Source organism: Paraburkholderia dipogonis (genome assembly GCF_042680985.1).
GTDB lineage: Bacteria > Pseudomonadota > Gammaproteobacteria > Burkholderiales > Burkholderiaceae > Paraburkholderia > Paraburkholderia phytofirmans.
Map to the genome: position 1 here is coordinate 714,218 of NZ_JBHUFR010000006.1, position 12,985 is coordinate 727,202.

A 12,985-nucleotide genomic window follows, 5' to 3' on the forward strand; every position below is an offset into this window, starting at 1 on the left:
ACCTTGGGGCCCGGCATCATGGTGCGTGTGACGCGCGAAAGTACAAGAGGCCGGCGAGACCGGTCCAGCGAGCCCTATCGTTTCGCGAGTATCACCAGGAGACAAACAACATGGCATCCCCCGATCACGCCGGGTCCGTCGCGAAGCAAAGCGGCGGCGCGGCGCATTCCGACAGCACCGTCAATCGCACCGCCGCGGCCGCGCCGCTCGACGCCGGCAGCATTTCCGCGCGCCTCGACCGGCTGCCGGCCACGCGTTCCGTCTGGAAGCTGGTGGTGTTGCTGAGCCTCGGCTTCTTCTTCGAACTCTACGATCTGCTGTACTCCGGGTATGTCGCGCCGGGCCTCGTCAAAAGCGGTCTGCTGAGCGCGACCACGCACGGCCTGTTCGGCTCGACCGGTGTCGCGAGTTTCATCGCGGCGCTGTTCAGCGGTCTCTTTATCGGCACGATCGCGTGCGGCTTTCTCGCGGATCGCTTCGGACGCCGCGCCGTGTTCACGTATTCGCTGCTGTGGTACACGGCGGCCAATGTGGTGATGGCGTTTCAGGAAACGGCGACCGGGTTGAACTTCTGGCGCTTCGTGGCAGGGGTCGGCATCGGCGTTGAACTGGTGACGATCGGCACGTACATCTCCGAACTCGTGCCCAAGCAGATTCGCGGCCGCGCGTTCGCGTGCGAGCAGGCGGTCGGTTTTACGGCTGTGCCGGTGGTGGCGTTCCTGTCGTATCTGCTGGTGCCGCGCACATTGCTTGGTCTCGACGGTTGGCGCTGGGTCGTGCTGATCGGCGCACATGGCGCGCTGTTCGTATGGTGGATTCGTCGAGCCTTGCCGGAAAGCCCGCGCTGGCTCGCACAGCAAGGACGGCTTGCCGAAGCCGACCGCGTGATGACGGCGCTCGAAGCGAACGTGCGCCGCGAATACGGCCGCGAGTTGCCGCCGCCCGCGCCGCCGGTGGCGGTCGCGCCGCGCGGCAGCTTCCGCGATATGTGGGTGCCGCCGTATCGCAACCGCACGCTGATGATGACGATCTTCAATATCTTCCAGACCGTGGGCTTCTACGGCTTTGCGAACTGGGTGCCCACGCTGCTGATCAAGCAGGGCATTACGATCACCACGAGCCTGATGTATTCGAGCGTGATCGCATTGGCTGCGCCAGTCGGTCCGCTGATCGGACTTATCATCGGCGACCGCTTCGAGCGCAAGACAGTGATCGTGGTGATGGCGGGTGTGAATATCGTCTGCGGCTTGTGGTTCAGCCAGGCGTCGGGCGCGGTGTTGCTGGTGAGTCTCGGTGTGTGTCTGACGCTCGCGGGCAACATTATTTCGTACAGCTACCATGCTTATCAGACCGAGCTTTTTCCGACCAGCATTCGGGCGCGCGCGGTGGGCTTCGTTTATTCGTGGAGCCGTTTTTCGGCGATCTTCACGGCGTTTCTGATTGCCGCCGTGTTGAAGCAGTTTGGCACCACTGGGGTGTTCGTCTTTATTGCTGGAGCGATGCTGATCGTCATGCTGGCAATCGGCTTGATGGGACCGCGCACGAAGGGCATCGAGCTGGAAAAAATCTCGCGGTAGGCAACCTCACGCTCGTAAGGATTGACGTCTTTATACGCGGTCACGGCGTCCAGCGAAAAACAGTAATGCTGGAGCCCTTGACGTTGTTCTTCGTGACCACGTACTCGCCGGTCGATCGAAGGTAGGCCTTGACGCTGTACATCGCATCGATCGCGCTGCTGGCGTCCACGGTACGCGGGCTGGTGTTGACCAGCGTTGCGTCGAGGTTGCCTGTGGCGAGATTGAACGCGTCGATGTCCGGCAACGCTGGCCCGCTGCCGAACCAGTAGCCCACGAAAAGATAGCGGCCGGCCGCGTCGATCGACTTGGCGCCGGCGTGGGTCAGGTTGATCACCGGATTGGGTTTCGTGGTATTGCCCGCGCTCCAGCCGTGATACACCTCGATCCGCGTGCCTATCCCGGTCCAATCCGTACTCCCGACAACGCCCTGTCCGAGAATCATCGTGTCACTGTCCGCGAGGTAGAGGATGCGCGTCAGCGGCTGGATGCTCGCGGGAATGCGGATCGGTATGCCGGCTCCCCAGGTCGGCTTGCCGCTGGCGTCGAAGCCGGTCAGCGGGTAGTGATAGATGTAGCCTGTCTTGTCCAGACCGGCCCACACGCCGCCCTTGCTGTCGATGCAGAACCCGTCCCTGACCAGGGCGGTGGTTTTAAACGCCGCGCCGGGAAGCGTGGCGTCCGGTATCGCGATGTAGCCGTTCGCTGCGTTGAAATGGAAGAAGTAGTAGACATCGGGATTCTGGCCGGACGCCACGAGAATCCGGTTGGCGCCGACCGTGGCCAGGTGAGCGAAGTGCTCGTCCCGAGAAGTATCGTTCATGTCGATGCGCGGGTCCGACGGATAGGCGAACGGATCGACGGTGTTCGCGACGAAGGCGCCGCCTGCGCTGCCGCTGTAGATGTTGGTGCCGCCATAGAACATCGTGCCGTCCGTGAGCGGGTCCGGTACGGCGTCGCCCTCGAGGTTGAGGGACCGCAGCGTCCATTGCAGGTTGCCGGCGCTGCTATACGCATGAATGTCGGTGCCGCCGTTGCGGCCAAGGTCCCAGCTTCCGCCCCACGGGTTGTTGAGCACATAGAGGTTGCCCGCGGTGTCCTTGCCGATGCCTGCGATGCGTGTGAAGCGCTTCGCACCGACCTGGCCTTTGATGCCGGTGGTGGTGTCGAGATAACCGCCCTGAATGCCGAACGTGCCAGCCAGCGTCGGCGTACCCGATAGCGTGTAGCGCTTGATGTTCATGTCGGGCCCTTCATCGCCCACCATGAGTTGTTCCGACGACGCATCGAAATAGAGCGCCGACGGCTGCGATCCGCCAGGCATCTGAATGGTATTCAGCAGCGCCCCGGTTGGACTGAACTCGACGATCGTGCCCGCGCTCTTCTGCGCGACCCAGACGTTGCCGGCGCCATCCACGGCAAGCGCCCCTGGGCTCTGGACGTTGATGTCTCTCTGCCAGACACCGTCGGTGGTGAAGATCCGCACGCGATTGCCGTCGATGTCGCTCGCATAAAGCAGCGAGCCCGCCGTGGCGAGTCCGGTGACGACGTCGACGCGCGGCTGGTGCTTCGACGCCGTGACCTGAATGAAAAGATCGCGAGCGCCGGTGGTGCGGTTGTATCGTCCCACCGCGCCGCTTCCGTATGACGCGCTGTATTGCAACGCCACGAAAATCGATTTGACATTACCCGTGATGGCGCTGCCCTGAAATTCGCCATGCGCGCCGATGGAACCGGCGCTCCGGTGATTCTGATAAATCGCGACGCCGCCTTCGTACTCGTCCCACATGGAGGCCGTGTAGATGACGCCTTCGGGTGCGACCCACATGGAACGCGCGGCGTTGCCGACATGAGTGGCGAGAGTGCCATAGGTGTTCGCGAGCCAATCAGTGGTGTTTTGCGCCTGACAGGCCGACGCAATCGCGGCGATCATCGCGACGAGGAGCGCAGCATGAATTCGTTTTCTTGCGACCATGACTGATGCTCTCCTGAGCGTAGCGATGATTGATGTGACTCGTTTAATTCAATACGAATAACGGGCACATTTGCGCCTCCTCCTTTCTAGGTCAAATTGCGGATGGACTCAAGATCGAAACGGCGCGCGCGGGGTTGAAGTTCTGACTGCCGGGGTCTTCACGAAAATCAATTCGCCTTGCCCGATGCCCGCCCTTGAACGCTCAGCAGATGCTCGCGCATGCAGCGAGCCGCTGTCTCTCCATCGCGCGCTTTCATCGCATTGACGACAGCCTGATGCTGCTGGGCGAAATACTGCCGGGTCTCCTGGGCCACCGTCTTTTCACGTACGTCCGGTTTGACGCGCATGCTGTTGATGACTTCCATGAGCGCGATGAGTGCGGGATTGCGAGTGGCCTGCCCAATCAGTAAGTGAAAGCGATGATCCCATTGCTGCCACTCTTCGTCGTTCTTCGCAGCGGCATTTTTGCGCGCGCACTTTTCCAGTTCCAGCAGATCGTCCCGGCTCGCTTTGGTCGCGGCGAGTTCCGCAAGAGCGGGCTCGAACAGCAGCCGCATTTCGGCGATGTCCGCCGGGCTGGTTCCCGCGCGCAGTCCTCGCAGCGTGGGGCCGAACTTCAGCGGCCGCGCGCCCAGATAAGTGCCGCGCCCGACACCGCGCCACACCCGGCCCGACGCCTCCAGCGAAGCCAGCACCGAGCGCAGTTCCCTTCTACTGACGCCGAGGTCTTCGGCCAACTTTCGTTCGGGCGGCAGCGCGTCGCCGTCCTTGAGTTGATGGAGGGCGATATAGCCGAGCAACCCTTCCAATGCTGTCTGTTCCATTTTTCTCGACCGAACCAATGTTTATTGGTTCCAACGGTAGCAGAATTGACGCAATGTGGCGCGCAGTTTCCAGAAAATATTTTGACCCGGTATATCGCAAGGATATTTCGGGTTAGCATCATGTGAAATTCATCGGCTCTGGCAGTATCGTTGCTGATGATCAACTCGTACCTATCGTGATTGGTTCAGCCGCCAGTCGCCCACGATTGCAAAAGGAGCAGCGCATGTCGTTCACCACCCGCCCGGAACTGATCGGCACATTCGGCATGGTGGCTTCCACGCACTGGCTGGCTAGCGCGTCGGCCATGGCCGTGCTCGAGAAAGGCGGTAACGCATTCGATGCCGCCGCCGCCGCCGGTTTTGTTCTGCAGATCGTCGAGCCGCATCTGAACGGTCCGGGCGGCGAACTGCCGGTCGTGTTCTACAGCGCGCGCGAAGACCGCGTGCGCGTGCTGTGCGGGCAGGGCGTAACGCCCGCGAGCATGACCATCGAGCGCATGCGCAAGTTAGGCCTGGAAGTCGTGCCGGGTACCGGACTGCTGCCGGCCGTCGTGCCCGGCGCGTTTGGCGGGTGGATGGCCATGCTGCGCGATTACGGCCAGTTGCCGCTCGAAGACGTGCTGAGCTACGCAATCGGTTATGCGGAAAACGGCTACCCGGTGCTGCCGCGCATGACCTCATCGATCCTTGCCATCAAGGATTTCTTCCGGGCCGAATGGACGACTTCGGCCGAGCAATGGCTGCGCGACGGCGACGCACCGATGCCGAACCAGCTCTTCGCCAATCCGGCCATTGCGAACACGTATAAGCGCATTCTGCGAGAAGCGAATACCCGACGTGACCGCAGCGAACAGTGCGAACGCGCCCGTGAGGTTTTTTATCGCGGCTTCGTGGCCGATGCCATCGACCAGTATTTCGGTTCGACAGCCGTTCTCGACACCTCGGGTCAGCGCAACCGCGGCCTGCTCGACGCCGGCGATCTCGCGCGCTGGGAACCGTCCTACGAAGACCCCGTTTCGTACGACTATGGCGACCTTCGTGTCCACAAGACCGGCCCGTGGGGCCAGGGGCCGATGTTCCTGCAGCAGCTCGCGCTGCTCAAGGGCTTCGATCTCGCGGCCATGGACCCAATGGGACCGGATTTCGTGCATACGATCATCGAGTGCTCGAAGCTCGCGTTCGCCGACCGCGAGGTGTTCTACGGCGACCCAGCGTTCGCGCACGTCCCCATGGATATGCTGCTGAGCGACGCCTATAACGGCGAACGTCGCCGGCTGATCGACCCGCTCCGGGCCTCGCTCGAATTCCGTCCCGGCACGTTCGGCGACAGCGAGCGCCGCGCCGCGCGCATCATGGCGATGGCCGGCAAGGAGCAGTCCGGCGGCTTCGGCCAGGGCGAACCGACCTTCGCGGCGTTGCCCGAACTGCGCGGCGATACGGTGCATCTCGACGTGGTCGACCGCTGGGGCAACATGGTGTCGGCCACGCCTTCGGGCGGCTGGCTGCAGGCGTCGCCGGCGGTGCCCGGCCTCGGCTTCAACGTGACCACGCGCGCGCAGATGTTCTGGATGGAAGAGGGCTTGCCGTCATCGCTCGGGCCGGGTCGCCGTCCGCGCACGACGCTTTCGCCCACGCTGGTCACTCGCGCGGGCAAGCCCTATGCGGCATTCGGCACGCCCGGCGGCGACCAGCAGGATCAATGGTCGATCCAGCTCTTCCTCAAACACGTGCACGCCGGCATGAATTTTCAGGCGGCCGCGGATTCGCCGTCGTTCCAGACCGCGCATTTTCCGGGTTCGTTCTACCCGCGCGCGATGCATCTCGGCAAGATGTCCGCCGAGTCGCGTTTTCCGGAAAGCACCCTGGCCGAACTGCGCGCGCGCGGCCACGACCTGACGGTGGCCGAACCCTGGTCGCTCGGGCGCGTCTGCGCAGTCGGAATCAGAAACGGTCTGATGCGCGGCGCGGCGACGCCTCGCCAGATGCAGGCCTACGCGGTCGGGCGATAACCTCGGCATGGCGGAAATCGTGTCCATTCCTTCAGGGAGAAAGTTACCGTGTCTGCCGTAGCCGCTCGTCTTGAAAGACTTCCGTTATCGGGCTTTCACCGCAAACTCCTGCTCATCGGTGGCTTGGGGTATCTGTTCGATGGACTCGATTCATCGTCGCTCGCGTTTCTGCTGCCGGTCGTGAGCAAGCTATGGCATCTGAGCAGCGCCGAAACTGGGCTCGTCGCAAGTAGCACCTATATCGGGTACTTCTTCGGCGCGTTCCTGTCAGGCGTATTCGCCGATCTGATCGGCCGTCGCCGCATCATGATGACAGCGCTGGCCATCTACTGTGTCGCGTCGCTCGCGAGTGCGGCCGCGACGGACTGGCACACGTTCTTCGCGCTGCGCATCGTCGCGGGATTCGGTTCCGGCGCGGAGACCGTGGTGATCGCGCCATTCCTCGCGGAATTCGTGCCGCGCCGCTACAGAGGAATGTTTTGCGGAGCGCTGGTCGGCTTCATGTCGTTCGGCTATCTGAGTTCGTCCATCCTCGGCTTCGTCGTGGTGCGAAATTATGTCGACGGCTGGCGCTACCTGGCCGTGGTGACTTCGTTGCCGGTCGTCATGCTGCTCTGGTGGCGCAGAACGCTGCCCGAGTCGCCGCGCTGGCTCGAAAGCCAGGGCCGCACGGACGAAGCGAACCGGATCGTCAGCACGATCGAGTCGTGGTTTGCCGGCCGGGGCATTCATCTTCCGCCGGTCGGCTCCGTCGGCGTGCTTCCCGCGTCGGCACGCGCCAGCGGCAGCGCGCTGCAGAACGTGCTCACGTTATGGTCGCCGCGACTCGCGCGCACCACGGCGGTCAGCTGGCTGATGTGGTTCTCGGTCGCCTTCGCGTATTACTCGTTCTTCTCCTGGATTCCGAGCCTGCTCCTCAAAGAAGGGCTCACCATGACGAAGAGCTTCGGCTATTCGATCGCGATCTATGGCGCGCAGATTCCGGGGTATTTCTCGGCTGCATGGCTCAATGAACGGATCGGGCGCAAGGCGGTGGTCGCCTCATACATGTTGTTGGGCGGCATAGCGGCAATCGCGCTTGCGTTCTCTCACACGGGAATCGGGATCATGGTCGCGGGCATCTGCCTGTCGTTTTTCATGAACGGTGCGTTCGCAGGCGTGTATGCGTACACCCCCGAAGTATTCCCGACCGCGGTGCGCACGACCGGCACCGGCTCGTCGTCATCGTTCGGCCGCATCGGCTCGGTGAGCGCGCCCATTCTGGTCGGCCTCGTCTATCCCGCGCTCGGCTTCCTCGGCGTGTTCGCGATGACCACGACGGTTCTGCTGATCGGGGCCTGCGTGGTGTTCTTCCTGGGTATCGAGACTCGCAACCGCTCGCTCGAAGACATCGAGGCCGAGGAATTCGGTCGCACGCAAGATGTTCGAGGCCCGCTCAGTTCCACCGAAATACACGGCTGAATGCCGTGATCGCTAACTTTCCCACACAGACCATGCAAGGCATCCGGATCGAAACTGCGCCGCCCATTTCGCAAGCGCTGGATATGTCGAACCTTGAACAGCTTGCCAAGGCCATGCGGCTCACGGGTCAGCCAATGGCGATTTTCCGTGCGGTTCATGACGTGGCGGCAAGCGCAATCGGCTTCAGCCTTTTCACGATCATGTCCTACGACGCGCAAAACCAGGAGGTGGAGCGCGTCTATACGAACATGCCCGACGTCTATCCGGTTGGCGGGCGCAAGAAAAAGCACGGCACGCCGTGGGCCAAACAGATCCTGCTCGAGCTCGAGCCCTTTCGCGCGGAAACCCCGCAAGGCATCCGCGAAGCGTTCGACGATCACACGGTGATGACCGGCATGGGCCTCGGATCGATACTGAACATTCCGATCGCGTACGACGGCGTGTGCATCGGCACGATGAACCTGACGCATCAGGAGAGGTGGTACACGAGGCGGCATGAAGAGTTGGGATTGCTGATTGGTTCCTTCCTGGCTCCCGCTCTCGTTTCGCGCCAACCGGTAACCGCCAGCAGTTTGACTCCGCTCTGACATGACCACTACCCAACGCGTTGCGACGGCGTCGCCGGCGAGCCAGACTTCCGTCTCGCAAGGCCGCTGGCTGCTTGTTTTCATCCTCGGTTATCTTGCGCTCATGGCCGATGGCGCGGACGTCATGATGTACGGCCTCACGCTGACGCGCATCAAGGACGACTTCGGACTGAGCAATGTCCAGGCGGGCGCATTGGGTAGCCTGACGTTGCTCGGCATGGCAGTCGGCGGGATTCTCGGCGGCTGGGCGAGCGATCGCATAGGGCGGGTGAGGGTGGTGGTCTGGGCGTTGGCGCTCTTTTCGCTCGGCGCGGGGCTGCTCGGACTCACGCACAGTTTTGTGGAGTTCGCGATTGTCCGCTTCATCGGTTCGTTGGGCATCGGCTCCATGGTGCTGGTCACGACACTCGTGGCCGAATACGTGCCCACGGAGCGGCGCTCGCTGATTCTGGGCGCCTTGCAGACCGGCATTTCGGCCGGCTATATCGTGGTCATTGCGCTGAGCAGCTGGATTTTGCCGCACTACGGCTGGCGCACGCTGTACTACGTGTCGGCGATACCCGTGGTGTTTGCTCTGGCGATCAAGTTCGCGGTGCCCGAGCCGGCTAGCTGGCGGGCGAGCCAGGCGATCGAGCGCACGAGCCAGCGCCGCTGGCGCGACAGCCGCTACCACGTGATTTTCAGCAATCGACAGACGCGTACTCTGTTTATCCTGTGGACGCTGGCCTCGGTTTTCATTCTTTCTGGTTTCTACGGCCTGAATAACTGGCTGCCGACGTACCTCGAAAAAGAGCTGCATATCAAGTTCAGCTCGCTGACCGGGTACATGATCGGAACCTACGTCGTGGCGTTCATCGGCAAGATCTTCGCCGGCTGGCTGGGCGACCGCTGGAGCCGGCGCGGCGTGTATGTGCTCGGCTGCGTGGGCGCCGCGCTCTTTCTGCCGGTGATCATCTTCTGGCACACGCGGGAGAACATTGCCGTTCTCATGCTGTTCTTCGGGTTCCTGTACGGCGTACCACTGGGCACGATCGGCACGTTCATGTCCGAAAGTTTCGCCACTTCCATCCGCGGCACGGCGGTGGGCGGGTCTTATAATCTCGGGCGCTTCTGTTCGGGGGCGGCGCCTATCGTGATCGGTTTTCTGGCCACGCAGTTTTCCATCGGTATGGGCTTTCTCGTGGTCGGCGCGGTGTTCTTCCTGAGCGGCGTGACCGCGCTGTTTATTCCGGACCGCCTGTACGACACGGACCGGCCATCCACGCCGTGAGTCGCGGCAGGTGCTAATGCGTTTCTCATGCGCGACCTTTGCTGTGCGTCGTCGATACGCCCGATGCTGGCACTGCCTCAGAACAACTGCTTCTGCCCTGACATCAAGGTCGTGAAATCGTCGCGCAGGAGCGGCAGGATAGCGTCGGCGACGGGCTGCAATTGACGCGTCAGATAATGTTCGTAATCGATTGCCGAGCGCAGCGTCTCCAGCGGCTCGGGTCCGGCAACCGTCATCACATAGCTGATCCAGCCGCCGTTCTGGTATTGCAGCGGGCGCCCTTGCCGCCGGTTGAACTCGTCCGCCACACGCGCCGCGCGCACATGCGGCGGCACGTTGCGCTCGTATTCTTCGAGTGGGCGGCGCAGCCGCTTGCGATAGACGAGCTGATCGTCGAGCTTGCCGTCGAGCGTGTCGCGCACATAGTCGCGCACGTAATCCTGATACGGTTGCTGCGTGAAGATGCGCCGATACAGTTCCTGCTGAAACTGCTGCGCGAGCGGCGTCCAGTCGGTGCGTACCGTTTCGAGTCCCTTATAGACGATGTCTTCGCTGCCGTCCGGCAAAACGGTGAGGCCCGCGTAGCGTTTCTTGCTGCCTTCCTCGGCGCCGCGAATCGTCGGCATGAAGAAGCGCCGGTAGTGCCGCTCGAATTGCAGTTCGAGCGCGCTGTCGAGCCCGAATCTTTCCTGCAGATTCTGCCGCCACCACGCGTTGATATGCTCGACCAGCGCGCGGCCGATGCGGCTCGCGTCTTCCTCGCTGTGCGCGTGTTTCAGCCACACGAAGGTCGAATCCGTGTCGCCGTATATGACCTCATAGCCTTCGCCTTGAATCAGTTCGCGTGTGGCATGCATGATTTCGTGGCCGCGCATGGTGATCGACGAGGCGAGACGCGGATCGAAGAAGCGGCACCCGGTCGATCCCAATACGCCGTAAAAGGCGTTCATGATGATCTTCAATGCCTGCGAAAGCGGCTTGTTGTTTTCGCGTTTGGCCGTTTCGCGGCCTTGCCACACTTGCCCGACGATCGACGGCAAACAATGGCGCGTGCGTGAAAAGCGCGCGCCGAGAAAGCCTGGAACCGATTGATCGTCGGCGGGATTGCGCATGCCTTCGACAAGACCGACAGGGTCGATCAGAAACGTGCGGATGATGGACGGATACAGGCTCTTGTAGTCCAGCACGAGCACGGAATCATAGAGACCGGGGCGCGAATCCATGACGAAACCGCCGGGGCTCGCGGCGCCGGCCACATCGCCGAGATTGGGCGCGACATAGCCTTGCCGATGCATGCGCGGCATATACAGATGCGTGAACGCCGCCACCGATCCGCCGCTGCGATCCGCCGGCAAACCGGTCACGCTCGCGCGTTCCAGCAGGAACGGCAGCAGCTCCGTTTTAGCGAAGATGCGCGTGACCAGTTCGCAGTCTTTGAGGTTGTAGTGCGCGAGCGCGGGCTTGTCCTCGTCGAAGCGGCGCTGGATTTCATCCATGCGCTGATACGGATTGTCGATCGCCTTGCCTTCGCCCAGCACCGTGCGCGAGACATATTCGAGACTGAACGAGGGGAAACTCCAGGTCGCCGAGCGCAGCGCCTCGATGCCGTCGATAATCAAGCGCCCCGCGGCGCCGGCAAAGAAGTGGTTCTGCTTGAGCCCATGCTCGCGCCATTCCATCACGGCGCCGCCACGGCCGAGCCGCAGCGGTACGCGATATTGTTCGGCATGCTGCTGCAGCACACGCAGATCGAACTGCACCAGATTCCAGCCGATGATCGCATCGGGATCGTGCCGCTCGAGCCACGCGTTCAGTTTTTCCAGCAACTGTGCGCGGGTTTCGCAGTATTCGAGGTCGAAGTCGAGCGTGCCAGCCTCGCCATTCGGCGGCCCGAGCATATATACCTGACGCTGTCCGCAACCTTCTAGGGCGATCGAATACAACTCGGCGTGAGCGCTGGTTTCGATATCGAGCGACACCAGTTTCAAGGGCGGGCGATAGCCGGCGGCCGGCTTAAGTTCGCTGTTCACGAGCGGGCCGCTCTTTCCGGTGCTCTGCGCTTCGCCGCTGAACCATACCGGCGCCGTGATAAAGCGCTCCATCATGTAGCGTTCGGGGGGAAAGACATCGGCTTCGTAGACGTCGACGCCGCCTTGCTTCAGGCGTTTCTCGAAGCCCGTCAATTGCCGGTACTGCGGGCAGTAAAGTCCCATGACCGGCCGATGCTGAAAGTCGCACAGATCGAGCGCTCGCAGATCGAGCGGCGCTTCGCGGCGCAGAATCGTCTCGGCGCGCTCGCGATGTTCGGCGGGAATGAACGCCACCGAAGGCTGAGGGCGCAAGCGCACGTGCCGGGGCCCGCCGTCCGTGGCCAGCCAGAAATCGACTTCGGTGCCGGCGGGCGTGTCCCGCCAATGCCGGGTCAAGATGAAACCCTGTTCAAGCTCAGTCAAACTGCCACCTCTAAAACCGGCGTGATCGCCCTGCGCGATTTTACCGCCATGCGCTACGGCCGGTGACGTCGTCACCGAGCATCGTGGCGTAGGCTCGTCGATGTGCGCGTGCGACCTTCCGGCACGCTGGATGCAACCGCGCCGCGCAGTCTGTATGATCGTGGTGCAGCGATTCCATACGGCGCGGGCCACGCGCCGGTCAAGTCTACTAATAACGGAGTAAGCGATATGACTTTGGGCAAACTTGTTGTTGTCGTCGCGGTAGCTGCAACCAGCCTTGGTGCACAGGCGCAAGTCGCCGGCACGCAACCGCTGAGCGTCACGGTCGAGCAGTCGAATGCGCTGCTGAGCGGCTGGAGTGTGAAGAAGAGCATTCTCGGCAAGTCGGTCTACAACGACCAGAACGCGAAAATCGGCACGGTCCGCGATCTGGTGATCGCGCCGGACGGCTCGCTGTCCGCGGCCATCGTCTCCGCAGGCGGCTTCCTGGGCGTGGCATCGCACGACGTGGCGGTGCCTATCGCGGCGCTGGACATCCGCGAGGGGAATTTCTATCTGGCGGGCGCTACCAAAGATGCCTTGAAGGCAACGCCCGAGTTCCAGTACAACAAGGTTCAGGCGCCGCCAAAGCCTAAAAAGCTGACGGGGCAGTAAATGCGGGAAGCCGGCGCAGCGTCGCTGGTTGAGCCGCAAGAAGCGGCTCTGCATTGACGCAATAGTGGAAAAGCGGCGCTCGCAGCGTGAATCGGTTGGTTTGAAAAACCGATTCGCGCGTGCGGCGCCGCTTTCGTATTTTTCAGTCGACCATGCCGCCGGTCGAGTTCGATTCCAG

General features: G+C 62.4%; 9 protein-coding genes. 6 read left to right on the forward strand and 3 right to left on the reverse strand.

Annotated features, from left to right (window positions below; translation table 11 throughout):
* The first annotated feature begins 110 nt into the window (after positions 1-110).
* Entirely contained in the window at positions 111-1,577 is a 1,467-nt protein-coding gene (locus tag ACFSNN_RS07885; protein WP_134459219.1) for an MFS transporter, read from the forward strand.
* 40 nt (positions 1,578-1,617) lie between these two features.
* Here the strand turns inward: ACFSNN_RS07885 and ACFSNN_RS07890 are convergent, their stop codons facing one another.
* Both ACFSNN_RS07890 and ACFSNN_RS07895 read right to left on the reverse strand, forming a co-directional pair.
* Positions 1,618-3,549, reverse strand: a complete 1,932-nt coding sequence (locus ACFSNN_RS07890; RefSeq protein WP_134459217.1) for an SMP-30/gluconolactonase/LRE family protein — start codon at positions 3,547-3,549, stop codon at positions 1,618-1,620.
* Between the two features lie 167 nt (positions 3,550-3,716).
* The gene (locus ACFSNN_RS07895) at positions 3,717-4,373 is read right to left on the reverse strand and encodes a FadR/GntR family transcriptional regulator (RefSeq protein WP_134459215.1); all 657 of its coding nucleotides are present in this window, start codon (positions 4,371-4,373) and stop codon (positions 3,717-3,719) included.
* A gap of 224 nt (positions 4,374-4,597) precedes the next feature.
* Between ACFSNN_RS07895 and ACFSNN_RS07900 the strand changes: the two genes are divergently transcribed.
* The 4 genes from ACFSNN_RS07900 to ACFSNN_RS07915 are packed head-to-tail and all read left to right on the forward strand — an operon-like array spanning position 4,598 to position 9,700.
* On the forward strand, positions 4,598-6,382 hold the full coding sequence (locus tag ACFSNN_RS07900; RefSeq protein ID WP_134459213.1) for a gamma-glutamyltransferase family protein: 1,785 nt from the start codon (positions 4,598-4,600) through the stop codon (positions 6,380-6,382).
* Positions 6,383-6,430: 48 nt separating this feature from the next.
* Positions 6,431-7,843: an MFS transporter gene (locus tag ACFSNN_RS07905; RefSeq protein ID WP_134459211.1), complete on the forward strand. Its 1,413-nt coding sequence runs from the start codon at positions 6,431-6,433 to the stop codon at positions 7,841-7,843.
* A 32-nt stretch (positions 7,844-7,875) separates the two neighbouring features.
* On the forward strand, positions 7,876-8,430 hold the full coding sequence (locus ACFSNN_RS07910; RefSeq protein ID WP_134465456.1) for a GAF domain-containing protein: 555 nt from the start codon (positions 7,876-7,878) through the stop codon (positions 8,428-8,430).
* A 1-nt stretch (position 8,431) separates the two neighbouring features.
* Positions 8,432-9,700 (forward strand): MFS transporter, encoded by a 1,269-nt coding sequence (locus tag ACFSNN_RS07915; RefSeq protein ID WP_134459209.1) that lies wholly within the window; start codon positions 8,432-8,434, stop codon positions 9,698-9,700.
* Between the two features lie 77 nt (positions 9,701-9,777).
* On the opposite strand, the gene ACFSNN_RS07920 is transcribed toward ACFSNN_RS07915, so the two are convergent.
* Positions 9,778-12,153 carry a DNA polymerase II gene (locus ACFSNN_RS07920; RefSeq protein ID WP_134459207.1) on the reverse strand — a complete coding sequence of 792 codons (2,376 nt, stop codon included), beginning with the start codon at positions 12,151-12,153 and terminating at the stop codon, positions 9,778-9,780.
* A gap of 228 nt (positions 12,154-12,381) precedes the next feature.
* On the opposite strand from ACFSNN_RS07920, the gene ACFSNN_RS07925 reads away from it, so the two are divergent.
* Positions 12,382-12,807 (forward strand): PRC-barrel domain-containing protein, encoded by a 426-nt coding sequence (locus tag ACFSNN_RS07925; protein WP_012426540.1) that lies wholly within the window; start codon positions 12,382-12,384, stop codon positions 12,805-12,807.
* Positions 12,808-12,985: the final 178 nt, after the last annotated feature.